We start from the raw sequence: 20701 nt of genomic DNA, 5'->3' as shown, positions 1-20701 counted from the left end.
CTTATTGATTGGCTTCAGTTATAGGTTCAACTTCATCCCTAGCTAATTCTGCTTCTGCTGTTTCGTCTATTTGTCGTTCACTACCAACTAATTTAACAGTATAACTGTATTTACCTTCCGTACCTTTTGTAATTTTCACATAAGAACCAGTATCATCAGTTTCAGAAGTGCCTTTCTCATATTCTCCACCATCTGGATCTTTCACTACATCTAAATAACCCTGTTCCTCTAAATAAGCCATGGTGATAATCTTCGAACCCGAACTCGGCAACAACCCAGTATCAGCCGATACAGCCAATTTAGCAGAATTAATCATTTGCTGTGCGTTTGCCACATGAGCATCTTTCTTTGTGTTGTCGATTATTTTCCCAACACTCGGAACAGCGATTGCTGCAATAATTCCAAGAATAACGACAACTGCTAATAGCTCAATTAACGTTAAACCTTTTTGATTTTTTATACGATTTATTATTTTTTTCATTTTTTATTGCCTCCCTAGTACTTTTTTACTATTCTAAGTAGTACTTTAGCAGATTCTCTTTTTAAAAGGAAGAATTATTTTTTTGGAATATTACATATTTTTCTTAGTAATTATCCACTTGGTTAAAAATTTCAAACATTGGTATCATCAGCGCGGAAACGATAACCCCAACAAGGCCAGCTAAAAGAACAATTAATAAAGGTTCCAAAATGGCTTTTAGCCGATCTGTACTAACTTCCACTTCTTTTTCATAAAAGTCAGCAACTTTCCCAAGCATGAGGTCTAAGGAGCCTGTCTCCTCCCCAATGGCAATCATTTGGGTAATCAAAGGGGGAAAGGCCCAGTGCTTTTTCATAGGCTCAATCAGCGACTGACCATTTTCCAATGCAGCATGGGATTTATGCACCACTTCTGCAATTACTTTATTTTCTACTACTGATTCAACAATGGTTAATGCTTGCAATATTGGGACAGAACTAGAAAATAACGAGCTTAGTGTACGTGTCATTTTTGCTAGTTCTGCCTTCTGTAGTAGCTTCCCAATAACCGGCATCCTTAATACCCCATAATCCAAATAATATTTAGACGTTTCATTATTTCGAAGCAGTATAAACACAATCGTAATTAGTATCACCACAAACGCAATTAACCACCAGTAAGATTGGACAAAAGCACTTGCATCTAGCACAAATTGGGTAATGAACGGCAATTTTCCGCCTAAACTAGCAAACATTCCAACAAAAATTGGCACAACATAAATTAACAAAAAGACGACAACAAACATAGAAAGTAATCCAACAGCTGCCGGATAAGCAAGTGCAGAAATAATCTTTTGTTTTGTAAAATGCTGTCTTTCGTAATGGATAGCTAATCGTTCAAGTGTTTCATCCATATTACCACTCGCTTCTCCAGCTCGAACCATATTGATGAACATTGGCGAAAATACTCTCCTGTGCTTTTCTGCAGCATTAGACAGAGGATTTCCTTCCCTTAAATCCTCTTCCACTGCTTTTAAAACCTTTCGTAGTACTTTACTTGAGGTTTGCTCTGCAAGTATTCTTGTGGAATCGATAATGGAAATTCCTGCAGACAAAAGCGTTGCAAACTGTCGTAAATAAATGACCATATCCTGCAATTTCACAGGATTGCCAATGACAATATCCTTTGTAAAGAATGATTCTTTGACTTCCATTATTTCTGTAACTCGAATACCTTGTTCCCTTAGTGAAAATAATGCCTCACGCTTTGATGATGCATTAATGCTTCCCTCTCGTTTTCCTTGTATCGTTCTCCCGGTATACTTAAATCGAGCCATTAATTGACAACTCCTGTAAATATTGCGCAGCTAAATCTTGATGAATATGCCCAAATTGAACAAGCTCTTTAATGCTATTTTCTAATGTTACCATTCCTTGTGATTTGGATGTTTGCATAATATTCATGATTTGATGTATCTTCTCATTACGAATCAAATTAGCCACTGCTGAATTGTTTAGGAGAATCTCCAAAGCAACAACTCTGCCTCTTTTATTGGCTGTCGGGAAAAGGCGCTGAGACACAACCGAAACTAACACAGAAGCTAATTGAATTCTAATTTGTTGCTGTTGTTCTGGTGGAAACACATCAATTATTCTATTTATTGTTGCTGGTGCTCCAGAGGTGTGTAATGTTCCCAATACGAGATGACCCGTTTCCGCTGCAGTAATTGCAGTTTGAATCGTTTCTAAATCTCGCATTTCCCCTACTAAGATTACATCTGGATCTTGCCTTAATGCAGCACGCAGCCCATTTGCAAAATTATTTGTATCAAAGCCAACCTCTCGTTGGTCAATAATCGACATTCCATGTGAATGATAATATTCAATTGGATCTTCAAGAGTAATAATATGCTTATGGGATGTCTCATTTAAATACCGAATCATTGCTGCTAAAGTGGTCGATTTCCCGCTACCAGTAGGACCTGTTACAAGTACAAGACCTTGTTGTTTTTCCGCTATTTTACGTAGTATAGCTGGCATACCAAGCTGTTCAATCGTCGGAATGGCTGTTGGCACAATTCTCAAGGCAATGGATACTTGTCCACGCTGTTTAAAGATATTGACTCTGAAGCGAGAAAGACCCTTTATTTCATAGGAGAAATCTAATTCCCCTTTTTCTAAAAAAGTTTCCCATAACGTTTCAGGAGCAATTTCCTTTGCCATTCCTTCTGTTTCAGCTTTCACCAAGCTTTTTTCACCAATCCTTTTCAATTCTCCATTTATGCGGATAACAGGCGGTATCCCTACCGTTAAATGAACATCAGAAGCTCGATTTACATAAGCAGTCTTCAAAATCTCATCTAATTTCTCTTTCAAGATATTCCCCTCTATTCAGGAAGAACGACTCTTAGTACTTCTTCCGTTGTTGTAATCCCTTGTTTCACTTTTAATAACCCATCATCAATTAAAAACACGGTTTTATCCTTTTCTGCTTGCTCTCTTACCTTTAGAAAAGATTCTCCGTTCATGATCAATTTTCTTATCTCTTCATTCATAACTAGGACCTCATGAATCGCGATTCGGCCGCGATAACCTGTCATATTGCAAGAAGAACATCCTTTACCGCGAACAATATGCTCAATAGACATACCTCTTCTTGCAAAAATCTCTATTTCTCTTTTGGTAGCCGCTTCTTCTCTTTTGCAATCTCGACATACTTTTCTTACTAATCGCTGTGCAACGATTCCATTTAAAGAAGATGCTACTAAGAATGGCTCTACTCCCATATCAATTAAGCGGGTAATCGTTCCTATAGAATCATTCGTATGAAGAGTACTGAGCACTAAATGACCAGTTAAGGAAGCGCGAATAGCCACTTCTACTGTATCCTTATCACGAATTTCTCCGACCATGATAATATTTGGATCCTGCCTTAAAATAGAACGCAAACCAACTGCAAAGTCCATGCCTGTATTTACATTTACTTGAATTTGATTAATCCCTTCCAATTGAAATTCTACTGGATCTTCAATTGTTAAAATATTGACTTCCTCATTATTCAACTGATTTAATGCTGCATATAAAGTGGATGATTTACCTGATCCTGTTGGACCTGTTATCAACACAATCCCATTCGGCTTCTTAAGCATTTTATTAAATAATTGGAGATTGTAGGGATGAAATCCAAGCTTTGTAATGTCATTTAAAGCACTCCCTAAGTCAAGTATCCGCATTACAATTTTTTCCCCATATACAGTCGGGATGGAGGAAATGCGCAAATCTACTGGGTGCAATTCCAGATTAAACTTAATTCTGCCGTCCTGTGGTAGACGATATTCGGTAATATCCAGATTAGCCAATATTTTTATCCGGGCAATCAAAACACTTTGCATATGCTTTGGCAAAATTCTTTCTGTGCGAAGAACTCCATCAATCCGATAACGAATCGTTACCTTTGTTTCATGGGGATCAATATGAATATCACTTGCTTTTGCATGAATAGCATTTGTTATTAGCTGATTGACTAGCCTAATAATGGGAGAATCTTGAACAACATCTAAATCAACTTCTTCCTCTTGTTCCACAGGGAAAAGCAATTCTTTAAACTCATCATCCACATCATAGTATTTATTAATGGCCCGAATAATATCATCTCTTGTTGCTATTGCCGGCTCAATTTGAAATCCAGTCGTTAGGCGAAGGTCGTCAATGGCAAAATAATCCATAGGATCCGCCATCGCAACAAAAAGTTTATCTCCCTCAATTTTTAAAGGAATAAGAATATTTCTTTTGGCTGTTTCCTTTGGTACGAGTGAAAAAAGATTTTGCTCAAAAGGATACCGATATAAACTAATATGAGGAATTCCTAGCTGAAATTCCAGCACTTCTATAAGCTGCTGTTCCGTGATTAATCCCTCTTTAAGTAACGCATCTCCAAGCTTTTGATTAGAACTTTTTCTAGCCAATGTCTCGTCTAATTGCTCTTGTGTTATCAGATTAGCCTCTATTAATAAATCCCCTAGTCGTTTACGAGTATTCTTCATTATCATCTTCCTTTACCTATTTGGTATTATGTATGAAAAACGATATTTTCCTTAATGGATGTTACTTGGCTATTTTTCAATAATTTGGTCATCATCTATCGAATCGTTTAGATCATCATCTTCCTTTTCCTGATCGATTTCTTGATTTGGATTATTCTCTTCGTCCATTGTGGATTCTTCTATTGCAGGATCATTTAAATCTTCCTCTATTGGTGCCTCTTCGCCATCTTCCATACTATCTGTTTGCTCTATGTCCTTGTTATTTGGCAATCCTCGAACTTCTACCCTATAAATAGGTGGATAATAGTCCGTAGCGATTGATTCTCTTTTTACCTGATCTCCGTTTTTATCCAGTACTTCTTTGATGACACCAACAGAGATACCATTTTTCCCTTCCTGTTTAACCTTTACCTGATCGCCCTCAAGCAAAGAATCAAATTGGACAATTGTTTTTGGTTCATATTCTTCCTTCTCCTCTATAACAATCTCATAACGGTTCGGAAATTCTTGCCCCTTTAATTGAAGGATTAATTGATTCTCCTCTACCTTAAGAGCGATAAGATAAGCATGTTCATTTGGATTAGTAAAGCGTAAATCTAGTTGACTACGAAAGCTTGCTTTCGCTTCATAACCAACATCTACATAATCAGGAAGCTCCTTGCTTATTGTACGCTCTCTTATGTCAAAATTGGTTTGAAGAACTAATTGATAAATACCTGTTGCTAGTATACTTACCGTTTCATCCTTTGCGCCTTTCTGATTTACATCCTCTAATAATCCTAATAAAGAAAAAGTTGTTTTTGGTAATATAGTGATTTCTTTAATAGTTGGAATAACGGATTCCAATTCTTCTATTTGATCAGGCACTGTCATTTCGACGGTATTTAACAAATCTTTGCCGGAAACATAGGAGGCAAAGTATTCTTCTACAGCTATTTTCTTATCTACTTGAAGAATGGATGCAGCTTCTAATAATGCTGATTTGAAAAGATCAATATCGATATCTTCCATAGAAAACGAATTATACTGTTCCAATTCCGTTTGTAAAACTTCTTCCCTTACATTTACAACAAAATCATTTGCACTGTTTTCCGTTATATTCTTTAGTGTTTCTTCTACATCAAAGACAAATATATCATTACTTATCTGAACCGTTTTTTCTTTATATTGAAACTCATATATAGCATTGGCTTTCCAACCAATAAGATGATTTTCAAGCATATTTTTTGCCTCTAATTCTGTTAATCCTCCAATGCTTATCCCAGCTACACTTGTATTTATGGGGTAAAGCTCTTCTTTATCTGCCTTCTGAAAGGCGTAAACACCTAAACTGGTGCCTCCAAAAAGGAAAAATGTTGCTATAAAAAGCCTAATAAATAAAGTGAAAGTTTTTTTATCCATTCTGTATTCTACCTTTCTAAAAAAACGGCTTTAGAGACTCCTTTTGTTTGCACTTAAATTTTTCAGATCAAATACTTAATCCTTATCTTTTGGTAAATTACTGTTGTCTAAAATTCTAATTTTTTCTAACCTCTCTAAATATCGTCTGTTTGGCTTTTCTTCTATTTCCTCTAGTTGTTCTTCCTCTTTATCATTATCTTTATTAGCATTTAATTCTTTTAAAAAAGCTTCAATCGAGTTTTCCCTGACCATTACATTATCATTTTTCCAATAATCCTCTTTTGGATGAGCCTCGGTAGTATTTAATGTAGCATAGACCCAATCCTTTTCCTCTTCTTGCTTATTTACATTCTCTGTTTCCTCTGAAGAAACCATTACACTAAAGTTGTTGTCCACTTTAATGGGCGGAAATTCTTCTTCCTTAATAGGTTTTCGTTCGGATTGTTCTACTTCTTCCACTATTGTGTTAGATGTTATTTTCCCCTCTTTTTTTAATGCAGGCTTCCCTTTATCCATAATTAACAGCTCTTCTTCTAATTCTATATTCTGCTTATTCATGTCTTTTGCCGTATACGTTGTAATGTATTCACTATGTATTTCTTCTTTAAAGAAAAAACGAGCGCTTTTTTGCATTAATAAAGGTAGCATCAAAACTAAAAGCAACAGACTACCTAAACTAATCATATAATTCTCATATAAATATTGAACAGCCAAGCCGATATTTGATAGCACAAAAGCAACCACAACCACTACAAATCTTCCCTTGATTGTCATACTAGAAGGAAAAACAACAAAAATTATTGTAATAATTAGTAAACAAACGATAGAGATTAATAATACTTGCATTTTAATCACCACTATTCTAAATAGTAAGAACAAACTAGAGTTTATTTATTTTCCAATGCATTTAGTCCTACAACTTTTCGTTTTTTCTTATCCTATGTATTGTATAATAGAATCAATTATTTTAAAAGAATAGGTCAATAGTTTCACATAATATTTTTCTTATTCTTTCTCTTTTAAATTTTCCATTTAGGAGTGGAGGCAAAAGCATGCCGTTTAAGCGTTTCATACAAAATGATAAAGGCATTTCATTAATAGAAATTTTAGTTTCGATTGTTTTGTTAAGTATTCTCATTACGTCCTTTCTCACTTTTTTCCCTCAAGTATCTTCCTTTAATAAGAAGACAGATGAGAGGTTAACAAGTGTTACACTAGCAAAGAGTTGGTTAGTCCAAGCACAAAATAGTGAAAGTACTTTATATAAACAATTGATTAATCTAACAGATAATCCATCAGCTTCAATAAATGCAAACAATTTGCCATTATTAACAAATATAAACAGAAATTCAGATGCTATAGAATTAATCTTTAAAGAAAATAACTATTTTATTCATCTTTATCTATATTATCGGGAGGAAACATTAAAGGGAGCAAATACGCTTTATAAAATACGCATTGACGTTTTTGATGAACAAGATAAATTAAACAGCAATATATACGGATATATTACGAAAAAATAAAAGGGAGAAAAAAGATGACGATTCAAAACGAAAGAGGATTTACTTTAATTGAATTGCTAGTTTCTATTGCACTCGGTTCGATTGTGCTAGTCCTTATCTATCAGTTCTTTTTTCAAGGAATTCACTTCTCGAAAGTAGTCAATGATAAAACCTTATTACAACAAGAAGCGAACTATATGGTTTCAAGTATGACAAAAATACATCAAACCTCTGATTCGTATTCTATTACATTTGATCAAAATCCAAATGCATCGTATATTACGGTGGATGGGAAGCAAAAGATTACCTTTCAGAATAAAAAATTCCGATATGAATTGATGAATAAAAATGGAACAAATAATACCTATATTCCTAATGCATTTACTGTTAATCCTCTCAAAGAGGATGTCATCCTAACCATTAAAATTACGAGCAAAGATAAGGAAAACCAAACCTATCAAACAACCGCAACCTTATCACGATTAAAATAGAAAGGAGGGAATTTGTCATTGCGTTATTTTAACGAAAAAGGAAATACACTTATATTGATTCTTGTCCTTATATCCGTCTTTAGTATTCTTTATATCTCCATTGTTGGTGTATCGATTACTAATTCTAAACAGATTACGATAACAGAAGATAATGCACAAGCTGTTTCCATTGCCGAGATGGGAATCACCTATTATAAAACAGCCTTATACAATAAAAGTAGCGAAGTAAAAGCAAATAGTGCTTTTAAGGATAGTATCAATCAATCGATTTCAAAACAAATAAGTGACACATTCGGAAAAATTACAGCTAATAATAAGGAAACTACAGAAGCAGAAATCAATAAAGTAGATTATTTTAATAAATTAACTGCAATTGCTTCCAATCAATATATGGAGAAAATAAAAACGGAACTAGAAACAATAAATCGTAACTTTTTTCAAAACGTAGCTGTTTCTGTTGATAGTTCGGCGGGGAGCTCTTTTATTATTTCAAATATAAAGCAAACTAGTAATCAGGATGGGATTACCTATACATTTGATAGTAAAGGAATCGATGGGGATAAAGAAATCACATTATCATCGGTCTTTACCATTCCGATAAAACTTGATCCTATTGTATTGGAAACAGAAGCTAGTACAGAAACAGGAGATGGTACTAGTGAGGGCAACACTGACACTTCAGATGACCAAGCCACTGTAAAGACAGGTTTGACTGGGAACGATGTTCAAGATCCTGGAGTATTGACAGCTTGCGGGAGTGAGGGTGAATTTCCAAATCAATTTTCAAGCAAGTGTCAATATAACAAAAACACAACGATAACCAACAATACAAGCATTACTAATAGTGCAATTTTAAAAACGAATGGTACTTTAACAATGTCCAATATTAATCAGTTTACTGATTCAACAATATATACAACTAATGATTTCTATTCCACTGGTAATATAAATGGGATTTCTTCAATTAAAATTCATGTAGGTGGAGAGGCGAAATTTAACAATTTAAACAGTTCCTTAAATAATTCAATTATTGAAGTAGCAAAGGATGGAACTTTCGAAAACATCAGTACAATTGACTCCTCTATTTATGTTGGTGGGAAAGCTACCTTTAGAAATGGAAATAGCTTCACAAAGACCAAATTAGAAGTAAAAGGTAATTTTGAAAGCAAAAATTGGAATAATACATCTGATAGCATTATTTCAATTGGCGGCACAGCAGAGATCGATAATATAAATAGTTCCTTTAGTAATACAGTTCTTTCAATAAAAGGAACAGCAACTATCAATCATATTAATAACCCTGGAGATAATAGTATAATTAGTATTTTAGGGAATGCAACCATTTCTACTATAAATAACCCCTCAAAAACAGCTATTTATATTGGCGGTGATGGGACAATTAACAATATAAATATGGGCAATGATTCAAAAATATGCGTAAGAGGCACTATAAGTAACCCTGGAAACTTTAATCTAAATGGAAATGGCAAAGTATATGCTTCGGCAATATCTTCTGATACAAATAACAACAATAGAAGTAAAATTGACACGAATCCTACTAATTTTGCAACGAATTGTAATAGTGGATTTAGCGATGGGGATGAAAATGATGGAGGAAGTACTGCACCAGAAACTGTTTATATACCAGCGATTGCCAATGATTTACGAGTAGAGGATAGTGAAATTAATGTCGATTATAATTATTAATTTCAGAGAATCTTCCCTATTTTAATAAATATGTATGTAAAGAAAAAAGGAAGATTATTTAAAATTCTTCCTTTTTCTTTTTTTATTCCAGTCATTTCACATAACTGCCAACACGGTTACGCCCTGCTCTTTTTGCTCCCACGTATAATGCTCTATCTGCATGTCGAATCAATGCCAACGACTCATCGGCATCTTCAGGAGCATAAGCTAAACCTAAAGAAGCTGTAATATTTACTTTTTTTATTTTTTTTGAATCGTCTATATTTTGTTTTATAACAAAGGGTCTAGATGCAATCATCTTGCGGATAAACTCAGCTAGATCAAGCGCTTCTTTTTTTGCAATATTGGTCAGAAGAATCACAAACTCTTCTCCTCCGTATCTAGCAACAATTCCGTGGTCACCAATAAGCTTTTGAATTCTTTTAGCAAAAGCTTTTAAAATTTCATTTCCTGCCTGATGACCATATTGATCATTTATCGATTTAAAATGATCAATATCTAGCATAATCAGCGCAAGATTGTCCAATTTCTCCTCATTAAGCTCCTTGAACTGGTCACTTAATAGCTTTTCGAAATAGCGGTAATTATACAGCTTGGTTAAAGCACATTTCTCACTATTTTCCTTTGTTTGCTCAAAGTACTTTGCATTTTCTAGCGCAATGGCAAATTGGGTACATAAAAGATCCAATACCATTAATTTTATATTGGCAAATGCCTTCTTTTTTTTACTTCCCAATAATAATACACCAATCACATTTTTATTTTTAATGAGCGGCATGCATAATACACTTTGAATTCCTTCAGGCATATAGCCCTTATTTACATTCTGCCAATCTTGCTTAGAATGAAATACACTTGATTTTTGGGAGGCTAACACTCGACCACATATGCCTTCGTTTTCATGCATCACTTCAGAAAAAATTGGTAGCTTTTCCTGTTGCTCCACACGCGAAATCATTTCTAATTGATTATTAGCATTTACTTGATGGATAAACACAAAATCAACTTTAAATAACTCATATAGCTTTTCAATAAAAAACTCAACGGTTTCATTCACATACAAGTTTTGAGAAAGTTGATGTCCAATTTCTGCTGTTTTTCTTAAATAGTCATTGGCAGTTTGACTTGAATGATACAGCTTTAAAATGAGCGATAGGCTTATAAAAGGCACACCTATTAGAAGTAATGCAGCAAGCCCAACATATTGATACATAATATATAACGCAATACCTACTGGATAGGTAATAATCGTTGTAAATATTTCCCATATTAAATCCTTTTTAATGAAACGCTCTTTTCTTTTATAGATAAAACGGTCTATCAAAAAGATTCCCAACGTATTAAGCAACAAATAGGAAACAAGATACAGACTTATCAAGACAAATAAATGGAAATTGAAAGCTAAATCGAATCCATGTTTTCCTCCAAAACTATAGTAGATAATTCCACTAAAAAAAGAGACAAGAAAAAACATGATTGAATTCATAGGCAAACGAAAAAGTGTCTTTTTATCCAACTTCGCTTGATATAATACTGCTATTAACGCAATTTGAACGAGGATAATTTCAAAAAATAATCCGAATATTAGAAAAACAGATAATGTCGCCCACTGTAAGAAAAATACCGGCGTACCATTTATGATCATTGGCATACTCGCCACAACTGTCATAAATATTAGAAATGCAAGAATCTCCCATTCATTCCCCCGAATTTGCGGAGGATAGATATTATGAGAGAACCATAGACCAAAAGGGAGAAGGAATATCCAAACTGCCCATATTATTTTTTTATAGCTTGGTTTTACCATTCTCTTCCCCCTTCTTTTGAACCAATATATTCGTATTGCAAGTATAATAGGTATTCATTTTGTTATAATATATCGTTAAATAGAGAATATTTTACCATATTCTTAAAATTCCCACATTTCAAACCTGATAAATATATACTACCCTTTTCTTTCCTAATAATCTAGATATTTTTTTTGATATAGTTATTTCTTGAAATTTTTCCAAAATGTCTTAACTTCTGAAATAAAATACAAGGACCCAGTTATAAGGAGCATCTCATCCTTTTCAATGTTTTCCATATGTTCAAGAATTGCTTTTTTCCAGTCAGTGTTTTGGTACTTGAATGGATGGTTACTTTCTTTATATAATGTGCGGCAATCGGCAGCTCTTGGATAGTCAAATGTTACAAAGGTAATCGTTGAAGCAACTTGATCAAGTTTAGTGATCATTTTATCTGTTTTTTTATCAGAGAGTGCTGCAAAAATAATTTTTTTCTTCTTCCCTTTATAGCGATTTACTAATACATCCACTAATGCCTCTATTCCTTCTTCATTATGTGCACCATCTAATACTACTAGGGGTTCTTCTGAAATAATCTCAAATCTTCCTGGCCATCGAGACAGTAATAAGCCCTTTCTAATACTTTCATCATTAATAGAAACAAATTGGTCACGTAAATGCTCGGCAACTATTACTGCTAATGATGCATTTTCTATTTGATGCTTTCCAAACATTGTTATTTGCAAATCCTCCCATTTAAAAAATGGAGACATTAAGTTAAAAGATTCCGTTGTAGACTTCGAATGATAGCCAGCTATCGTAAAATCTTTATCCAATAAGTAAATTGGTGCTTCCATCTTATTAGCCTGTTTTACAATGACAGCTTGCGCCTCTTTTTGTTTAACAGCCGCAATAATAGGGGTGTCCTTTTTTATAATTCCAGCTTTCTCAAATGCAATTTGTTCATAAGTGTCCCCTAATATTGCTGTATGGTCTAAGCCGATACTTGTAATGATAGAAAGTAGCGGGGAGATGATATTGGTTGAATCGAATCGACCTCCTAATCCCACCTCATATATAACGATATCCATTTTATGCATATAAGCAAAATAGTAGAAAGACATTGCAGTAATGATTTCAAATTCGGTTGGACCGCCAATTTCCATTTTGTCCATTTCTTCCACAATCGGATGCAATTTATTTGCTAATGTGAGAATTTCTTCGTCGCTAATTGGTTTTCCATTCACACTGATTCTCTCATTGAATTGTTCTATGTAAGGAGATGTAAAGGTTCCAACTGATAATCCTGCTTGTTGAAGAATATTTCTTAAATAAGTAACGGTAGACCCTTTTCCATTTGTTCCACCTATATGAACTGTTTTTATCTGTTTTTCTGGATGATTTAGCTTTTCCATCATCATTTCCATTCTAGTTAACCCAGGCTTTATTCCAAAACGCAAACGAGAATGAATCCAATTTAATGCTTCTTCATAACTATGAAACATTGCTACACCCTCTTTTATGAATAATGATTGTTATGATCATCTATACTTACCTTTATCCAGTATCATCTTAAAAAGTAACTGCTTCATCCATAGAAGAAGGGTGCCTCAAAGGTTTGGATAGTGGAGACACCCTTCGTTCTACTATGAAATTAACCTTTTAATTCATTTATACGTGCTTCTACTGCTGCACGCTTTTCTAAATAGTCTTTCTCTTTTGCTTTTTCTTCGTTAATCACCTTTTCTGGCGCTTTTTTCACGAAGCCTTCATTGCTTAATTTCTTTTGAACACGTTCTACTTCTTTATTCCATTTCTCTAGCTCTTTATTTAATCGAGCGATTTCTTCTTCCATATTAATTAAACCTTCTAAAGGAAGAATGATTTCAACACCTGTTACTACAGCTGTCATCGCTTTATCCGGAACAGCAATATCTGTATCGATACTTAATGTTTCTGGATTACAGAAACGCTCAATAAAAGATTTATTTTCAAGGAGCGTAGCTTTTACCTCTTCATCTTTAGCTTTTAATAAAATACTGATTTTCTTGCTCATTGGTGTATTAACTTCCGCACGGCTATTACGAACAGAACGGATAATCTCCACAAGCAATTTCATATCATTAGCAGCCTTCTCATCTGTAAACGCAGGATTTACCTTTGGCCATTTCGCAATGGTAATCGATTCGCCAGCATGCGGAAGGTTTTGCCAGATTTCTTCTGTGATGAATGGCATAAATGGATGTAATAAGCGCATTGTATTATCAAGAACATACGCTAAAATCGAGCGAGTTGTCAATTTAGCCGCTTCATCTTCACCATATAATGGAAGCTTCGCCATCTCAATATACCAGTCACAGAAATCATCCCAGATAAAGTTATAAAGAACTCTTCCTACTTCTCCAAACTCATAGCGATCAGATAGACGTGTTACTGTTTCAATTGTTTCATTTAATCTCGTTAAGATCCACTTATCTGCCACTGATTTTTCGCCTGATAAATCAATTTCATCATAAGCTAAACCATCCATATTCATTAATGCAAAGCGGGAAGCATTCCAAATTTTATTTGCAAAGTTCCAAGTTGATTCAACCTTTTCAATGCTGAAGCGCAAATCTTGACCTGGTGAGCTTCCTGTTGATAAGAAATAGCGTAAGGAGTCTGCACCGTACTTAGCAATAACATCCATTGGATCTACACCATTTCCTAAAGATTTACTCATCTTGCGTCCTTGCTCATCACGAACAAGTCCATGGATCAGTACATCTTTAAATGGTCTCTCTCCAGTAAATTCTATCCCTTGGAAAATCATACGAGATACCCAGAAGAAAATAATGTCATATCCAGTTACTAATGCAGCAGTAGGATAATAACGCTTATAGTCCTCTGCCTCTGTATTTGGCCAATTTAATGTAGAGAATGGCCATAACGCTGAACTGAACCATGTATCTAATACATCTGTATCCTGCGTCCAATTTTCAATATCTGCCGGCGCTTCATGGTTTACATAGATTTCTCCTGTTTCTTTATGATACCAAGCAGGAATACGATGCCCCCACCAAAGCTGACGAGAAATACACCAATCGCGAATATTTTCCATCCAGCGCATATAAGTGTTTTCAAAACGATTTGGCACAAAGTTTACTTTTTCTTCTTCTTTACCTTGTAATGCAATTGCTTCATCAGCCAATGGCTGCATTTTAACAAACCATTGAGTAGATAGATATGGCTCTACTACAGCACCGCTTCGCTCTGAGTGTCCAACTGAATGCATATGCTCTTCAATTTTGAATAGTACGCCCATTTCCTGTAAATCTTTTACGATTTGTTTACGACATTCGAAACGATCCATTCCCTCATATTTTCCTGCACGCTCATTCATTGTGCCGTCTTCATGCATTACAAGAATTCTTTCTAGATTATGACGATTACCAACTTCGAAATCATTTGGGTCATGGGCAGGAGTCATTTTAACAGCACCTGAACCGAAATCCATTTCCACATAATCATCTGCAACAATCGGAATCTCTCTACCTACTATTGGCAAAATTACTTTCTTGCCAATTAGATGTTGGTATCTTTCATCTTTCGGATGGACAGCAACACCTGAATCGCCTAGCATCGTTTCTGGGCGAGTTGTTGCTACTTCAATATAACCAGTTCCATCTGCTAAAGGATATTTCATATGATAGAATGCACCTTGTACATCCTTGTAAATTACTTCAATATCAGAAAGAGCTGTTTTGGTAGCTGGGTCCCAGTTAATAATATATTCGCCGCGGTAGATAAGCCCTTTCTTGTATAAAGAAACAAACACCTCGCGAACTGCTTTTGAAAGACCTTCATCAAGCGTAAATCTTTCTCTAGAATAATCTAAGCCTAATCCTAATTTAGACCATTGTGCACGAATATGGCTTGCATATTCCTCTTTCCATTTCCATGTTTCTTCTACAAATTTTTCACGGCCAAGATCATATCTGCTAATCTTTTGGGCACGAAGCTTTTCTTCTACCTTTGCTTGTGTTGCAATACCTGCATGGTCCATACCAGGTAACCATAATACATCATAGCCTTGCATTCTTTTCATTCTTGTTAAAATATCTTGTAATGTTGTATCCCATGCATGCCCTAAATGCAATTTACCTGTTACATTTGGAGGCGGAATTACGATTGTATAAGGATTTTTCCCTTCATCTGGCTTCGCCTCAAAAAACTTGCCTTCTAACCACCAATCATAGCGACCCTTTTCAATACTTGCTGGATCATACTTTGTCGGCATGGAGATTTCTTTCATTTCCATCCTAATTTCCTCCTAATCTTGTTCCTTTGTCCTTTTTAAAGCAAATAAAAAAACTCCACTCGTCTGAAAAGGACGAATGGAGTTTGTTCGCGGTACCACCTTTTTTCCAACACAAAAAGTGCTGGCTCTTTCAAAGATGATATCGGATACTGTCCGTCTTTTACTAATAAGCACACCGTTCGCAAAAGAAGCTCGAGGGCTACCTTCCAATGGGTTGAATAGAAATCTCGCAGCAGATGATTTCCTCTCTTTGAAACAACGTACATTGTACTACTCCCCGTCATTGCCTTAATAATTTATTTATATATGCTATACTACCGAAAAAAACTAATTCTCGTCAATAAGGATTGCCGATTTTTTTTCATTTTATTCCTATCTATTTTTTGTTTATCTTTAATATATGTGCCTGGGAAAAGATCGTTACAAATTTAGGAACAAGCAGAGACCCAAGATTTTAATCCTGAGTCTCTGCTTGTTCCGCTTGTTCTGCCGCTTCTTGCTGTGCTTTCTTTTGTCTTTCTATTTCATCTACTCGCATCACAACATATTCTGTATTTTTTAAAAGCCAATATTGTTTAAGTAGTTTTTGTGCATATTTGCGTTCATTGATCGCTTTCTTATCTGCTTTCATATATTTCTCACAAATACGAAGAACTGGTCCTGGATGAGCCAAATAACTTAAAAACAACAGCATTTCATCATATTTTAAAGGATTATGATTGAAATACGTATAAAGCCACTCAATACAGTCCTCATTTTGCTTAGGTGCTGTCCTCAAGGAACGGGACAGAAACGGAAGCAGGTCATGGCTTGCCGATCCATATCTAGCATTTTCAAAATTAGTAAAGTAGCCATACCCTCTATCATCATAAAGAAAATGTTCTGGTGATATTTTCCCGTGGATAATGGCGACTCTTGCCTTTTCATCCTCTTTCGTTTCCTCATACCATTCCTTCAATTTAGTCTCTGAATAAATCAAAGCCTGCCGAATGTCATGATAATACATACAAAACATTAACTCAAACGGTGACATATATTCTTTATTTTCACATTGCTCAATAAAACCAGCTAGAAACTCTTGTTCTTTCTCCATTTCTAATTGTGTATTCTCAAAATGCTCTTGTCGATCTTCCTTTTCAATTTTTACTTCTTTAGAACTTAAAATATGGAGCCTTGCTAGCTCTCGAAACATTTGTTGATGTTTCTTGAAATATGTTTCTCTTTCTTCATTTGGCAGCCAAGGCATTAAATAATACAATTGATTGTCATAAAGAATCGCATATCTTCCATCCACCGCTGGATATATTGGCACAATTCGATTATACCCTTTTTGATACAGCATTCTTATATGACGTGTAAAATCAGCCCCATTATGAGGATCAATTCGTTTTAACGCAAAAGTACCTTTATTGCTATATATTTTGGCAACTTTGCCAAACTCTTCAACAAAATTCGGTACTACTGCGTATGATTTTAAGATAGGTGAATATTTGTTTAATATATTTTTTTCATTCATATCCGCCCACACTTTCTTATCAAGTGAAAACTCCCATCCTTTTCTTATTTTCTATAGATGGTTAGCTATATAATTCGGGCATTTACCAAAGTGTCAAGATCGAATACTACCAAGCTCTTAAAATAATCTATTTACTCTTTAACCCTTTAATCGATTTTCCCCCTCAAAAAACGATTGAACAAAGCAAAAAGAAAACAGTCAAGCAGGAAAAACCTCCTGCCTGCTCCAGTTTATTGTTCTTATTTCTCTACGAAATTTCCTGGTATATATAAAACTTGCCCTTCATAAACATCTTGATTTGCTTCCATTCTATTTTCTTTCAATAATGTATGGATATTGACATTATAACGATTACTTAACTTTTCTAATGTATCGCCTTGCTGAACAATACAAACTTTCACTTTTGTATGCTTCTCTTCTTCTTTTCTAGCAAAAAATTCTGTAAAGGTTAGAGATTTTGTTTTACTAAATAGCCCTTTTTTCTTTTTTGGTTCTTCATTAGGAGAAGATGATGATTCTTCTAATTTCTCTTCTTCCAGTAAAAGTTCTTCCTGCTTCGATTCAGATGAAGATTCTTGTTGTGGCTTTTTAAATACATCTTCTGCAGAATAGACATTTTCCTCACCTCTGAATAAAGAAACCTTCATCTCAGGTTCTGAAGAGGTAATCTCTTCTTCTCTAGTTTCCTCAGAAAAATAAGGTACTTTAGCATTTTCATTCGTACCCCAATCATCCTCTTCTTCTGGTGACTTTCTAACCTCAAGTTCGAATGGGGAATACAAATCATCGTCTTCTGCCTTCTCTTCACGCTGTTCTTCTAAAAGTGGACTGACATTTTGAAATGGACTAACAGCTATTTCAATAGGTTCTTCTATTGATTCATTTCCATTTTCATCCTCATCCACTGAACCTCGCCAAGCTAATTCTAGTTCTTCTTCTACATTCTCTTCTTCAACACTCTCTTCTTCATCACTCTCTTCTTCTTCAGAAGCAAGACCTGAAATAGTTAAATCTGCTGTCAAATTCAAACAGCTTCTTTCCGGGAAGACATAATCAAAAGTATCAATCTCAATTTCAACATCTTCAAGACTAGTGACTCTCGAAAGGGGCATGGTAATATCCACCGGAAAATGGTGTAAAAATTCACACACTCCTTCCTCTCTTTCCATTATTGAATGAATTAATTTAGGAGCCTTAAAAGCCTCCTCTTCTTCTTGTTCCCCTTCATTAAAGCGCTTGTATTCACCACTTAACTCTAAAGAGCCTTGAATGATAATATACTGATCGTTCTCTTGGATTGTTATATTGGGATCAAGTGAAATGGAAAGCAGATCCTCTACTTCCTGTCCTTTTTGAAACCAGACGGACTCTTCCAACGAAAACCGCAAAATAGACGAATTTTCTTGAGACAAAGCGACTCCTCCTCTCATTCCTTTCACGTATATATCACTATTGTCTTTAAAAACTTATGATTGTCTGTAACACTTTATGAATATTTCTTTCATTTGTTTGTCTTAACAATAGAGGAAAATAGACTATTTCCACTTGATTAATCTTATTTTTCAGAATTCATACACCAAATTGTTAAAACTAATTGCTTTTTCTAGCCCTTTTTTTAGTAAAGGTTTTATATAATAAAAGCAGATTTTACAAGTTATCAAAATTATTTAAATTGGAAATGTAGACCAATTTAGATTTTTTATCTAAAAAGGAGGATCTATTATGACTTTTCCCGTGCTAATGTATCACGAAATAAGAAAAGAAGAAGATTTTCATGCAACCGAACAGCATCCAATCGATGTAAAGCAAAATTATAAAGATTTCTTGCCTTCTCCACTTTTCATAACACTTGAAAAATTTGAACAGCAAATGGAGTATTTATTTATCAATGGTTTTCACCCTTTAACTCTAAATGAAGTAAAAGCATATTACGAAGGAGGTCCTTTACCGGAGAAATCTGTATTACTTACTTTTGATGATTGCTTTCAATCCATAAAGGAATATGCGTATCCAATTCTAAAAAAATACCAATTTCATGCAACAGCTTTTGTTGTAACAGGGTGGCTGCATGATAGTAAAAGACAATTTGAAAAAGAAAAATCTGTCTGCTTATCCATAAACGATTTAAAGGAAATGGCTGATGTTTTTGAATATGCCAACCACACTCATTGTATGCATGTCCGAACAAGTGAAACAGAAAGTTTATTAATGACATCTAGTAAAGAAGACTTTGCTAAAGACTTAGATGAATGTAATAACCATTCACTAATCGAGCATAAAAATGTATTCGCCTATCCATTTGGACTATTTAACGAATCCAATGTTTTAACTTTAAGAGAAAAAGCGTTTAAACTCGCCTTCACTTGTGAAAATGGTCACAATGATAGAAAAAATGATCCACTTTTATTAAAAAGAAATGCTATTCCCTATTTAATGGAATTAGAGACATTCAAAAAAATCATTACAAATTAGGAGAAAAAAGATGAAAAAAATAATGACGCTATCCTTATTAATCGTATTTGTTTTACTTTCTGCTGCTTGTGGAAAGACTGCTACAACCGAAACAGATAAAAACGAAAACAGCAACACAGAAAAAACATCTGGAGAAGAGCTAACCATCGGAATATTGCCGGCAGAATCGGCGATACCTATTATTTTAGCAGAGGAAAATGGATACTTTGACGAAGAAGGAATAGACGTATCCATAAAATCCTTTTCTTCGCCAACAGATCGAAATGTTGCAATTCAAGCGAATGAACTAGATGGTACAATCGCTGATGTGATGACAGCGGCAGCATTTATGGAAAATGGAATTAATATGAAGATTACTTCCGATATAAGTGAAGATTTTAAAATCCTCTCCTCTCCTAATTCAGGAATTACAGAGATGAAAGATTTAAATGGGAAAAATGTTTCGTTAGTGCCGAACTTTATCTTGGAATATATTATGGATGATTTCGCAGCTAAAGAAGACTTCACCTATAATATCGTGGAAATCCCTTCTTTTTCTGGTCGTGCAGAAGCGCTGATGGCAGACAAAGTAGATGGAGTTGTATTTACAGAACCACAGGCTAGTATGCTAGTTAGCCAGGGAGCTCACCTTTTAGGTAGCTCAACAGATGCAGGAATTAAAGGAGGGACGATTCTTTTTTCAGATGAAATGATTTCAACCAAATCAGCGGACATCAAAGCTTTTTATAAAGCGTATAATCAAGCAATTGACTATATGAATAATACGAAGGCGGAAGAATATGGAGATATATTAACTAAATATCAATTCCCAGATGCAATGAGCAACTATTTATCAACAAAAGATAGCTTTCCTTATGCAAGTATAGTTTCAAAAGATACCTTTGATTCGATTGTTCAGTGGACGAAAGATAAAGGGCAAATTACGAAAAACTATTCTTATGAAGATTTAACAGACTTCACATTGTTACCGAATTAAACCAAAAAGAGGCTGGGACAAAACTAAATAACTAATCTTTAAAGACG

16 protein-coding genes and 1 other annotated feature are annotated in these 20701 nt (G+C 34.7%); of the genes, 5 read left to right on the top strand and 11 right to left on the bottom strand.

What is annotated here, in order from left to right; genetic code table 11:
* Position 1: 1 nt before the first annotated feature.
* The 6 genes from ADJ83_RS01685 to ADJ83_RS01660 form a co-directional block, all read right to left on the bottom strand.
* Positions 2 to 481, bottom strand: a complete 480-nt coding sequence (locus tag ADJ83_RS01685; RefSeq protein ID WP_031537089.1) for a competence type IV pilus major pilin ComGC — start codon at positions 479 to 481, stop codon at positions 2 to 4.
* Between the two features lie 103 nt (positions 482 to 584).
* The gene (locus ADJ83_RS01680; RefSeq protein ID WP_031537088.1) at positions 585 to 1796 is read right to left on the bottom strand and encodes a type II secretion system F family protein; all 1212 of its coding nucleotides are present in this window, start codon (positions 1794 to 1796) and stop codon (positions 585 to 587) included.
* Positions 1783 to 2835 (bottom strand): type IV pilus twitching motility protein PilT, encoded by a 1053-nt coding sequence (locus tag ADJ83_RS01675; RefSeq protein ID WP_031537087.1) that lies wholly within the window; start codon positions 2833 to 2835, stop codon positions 1783 to 1785. Before ADJ83_RS01675 ends, ADJ83_RS01680 begins: the two co-directional genes overlap by 14 nt.
* A gap of 11 nt (positions 2836 to 2846) precedes the next feature.
* Positions 2847 to 4502, bottom strand: coding sequence for a GspE/PulE family protein (locus ADJ83_RS01670; RefSeq protein WP_031537085.1), 1656 nt, complete (start codon positions 4500 to 4502; stop codon positions 2847 to 2849).
* Positions 4503 to 4571: 69 nt separating this feature from the next.
* A complete protein-coding gene (locus ADJ83_RS01665) occupies positions 4572 to 5903 on the bottom strand; it encodes a VanW family protein (RefSeq protein ID WP_031537084.1) in 1332 nt (443 codons plus the stop codon).
* A 75-nt stretch (positions 5904 to 5978) separates the two neighbouring features.
* Positions 5979 to 6749, bottom strand: coding sequence for a hypothetical protein (locus ADJ83_RS01660; RefSeq protein WP_031537083.1), 771 nt, complete (start codon positions 6747 to 6749; stop codon positions 5979 to 5981).
* 206 nt (positions 6750 to 6955) lie between these two features.
* Between ADJ83_RS01660 and ADJ83_RS01655 the strand changes: the two genes are divergently transcribed.
* From ADJ83_RS01655 to ADJ83_RS01645, 3 genes are read left to right on the top strand one after another with little or no spacing between them, the layout of a single operon-like run.
* Positions 6956 to 7426, top strand: coding sequence for a type IV pilus modification PilV family protein (locus ADJ83_RS01655; RefSeq protein WP_031537081.1), 471 nt, complete (start codon positions 6956 to 6958; stop codon positions 7424 to 7426).
* Positions 7427 to 7440: 14 nt separating this feature from the next.
* Entirely contained in the window at positions 7441 to 7896 is a 456-nt protein-coding gene (locus ADJ83_RS01650) for a PilW family protein (RefSeq protein ID WP_031537080.1), read from the top strand.
* Positions 7897 to 7914: 18 nt separating this feature from the next.
* Complete coding sequence (locus ADJ83_RS01645; protein WP_031537079.1) at positions 7915 to 9603, top strand: hypothetical protein; 1689 nt, start codon at positions 7915 to 7917, stop codon at positions 9601 to 9603.
* Positions 9604 to 9694: 91 nt separating this feature from the next.
* On the opposite strand, the gene ADJ83_RS01640 is transcribed toward ADJ83_RS01645, so the two are convergent.
* The 5 genes from ADJ83_RS01640 to spoVID all read right to left on the bottom strand — a co-directional run bounded on the left by ADJ83_RS01640 (position 9695) and on the right by spoVID (position 18618).
* Entirely contained in the window at positions 9695 to 11410 is a 1716-nt protein-coding gene (locus tag ADJ83_RS01640) for a sensor domain-containing diguanylate cyclase (protein WP_031537078.1), read from the bottom strand.
* A 183-nt stretch (positions 11411 to 11593) separates the two neighbouring features.
* Entirely contained in the window at positions 11594 to 12895 is a 1302-nt protein-coding gene (locus ADJ83_RS01635) for a bifunctional folylpolyglutamate synthase/dihydrofolate synthase (RefSeq protein WP_031537077.1), read from the bottom strand.
* A gap of 149 nt (positions 12896 to 13044) precedes the next feature.
* Positions 13045 to 15690 (bottom strand): valine--tRNA ligase, encoded by a 2646-nt coding sequence (locus ADJ83_RS01630; RefSeq protein WP_031537075.1) that lies wholly within the window; start codon positions 15688 to 15690, stop codon positions 13045 to 13047.
* A gap of 65 nt (positions 15691 to 15755) precedes the next feature.
* Positions 15756 to 15983: a binding site (T-box leader), on the bottom strand.
* A gap of 161 nt (positions 15984 to 16144) precedes the next feature.
* On the bottom strand, positions 16145 to 17206 hold the full coding sequence (ysxE, locus tag ADJ83_RS01620) for a spore coat protein YsxE (RefSeq protein ID WP_031537072.1): 1062 nt from the start codon (positions 17204 to 17206) through the stop codon (positions 16145 to 16147).
* Positions 17207 to 17445: 239 nt separating this feature from the next.
* Positions 17446 to 18618, bottom strand: a complete 1173-nt coding sequence (gene spoVID, locus ADJ83_RS01615) for a stage VI sporulation protein D (protein ID WP_035416366.1) — start codon at positions 18616 to 18618, stop codon at positions 17446 to 17448.
* Positions 18619 to 18928: 310 nt separating this feature from the next.
* Here spoVID and ADJ83_RS01610 point away from each other — a divergent pair, with 310 nt between their 5' ends.
* Both ADJ83_RS01610 and ADJ83_RS01605 read left to right on the top strand, forming a co-directional pair.
* Entirely contained in the window at positions 18929 to 19678 is a 750-nt protein-coding gene (locus tag ADJ83_RS01610; protein WP_031537069.1) for a polysaccharide deacetylase family protein, read from the top strand.
* A gap of 10 nt (positions 19679 to 19688) precedes the next feature.
* On the top strand, positions 19689 to 20654 hold the full coding sequence (locus tag ADJ83_RS01605; protein WP_031537068.1) for an ABC transporter substrate-binding protein: 966 nt from the start codon (positions 19689 to 19691) through the stop codon (positions 20652 to 20654).
* The last annotated feature ends 47 nt before the right edge of the window (positions 20655 to 20701 follow it).

Origin of the sequence: Bacillus sp. 522_BSPC, assembly GCF_001076885.1 — a bacterium.
Taxonomy (GTDB): domain Bacteria; phylum Bacillota; class Bacilli; order Bacillales; family Cytobacillaceae; genus Niallia; species Niallia hominis.
The sequence above is the reverse complement of the archived record's forward strand: the minus strand, read 5'-3'. Positions and strand labels throughout refer to the sequence as shown.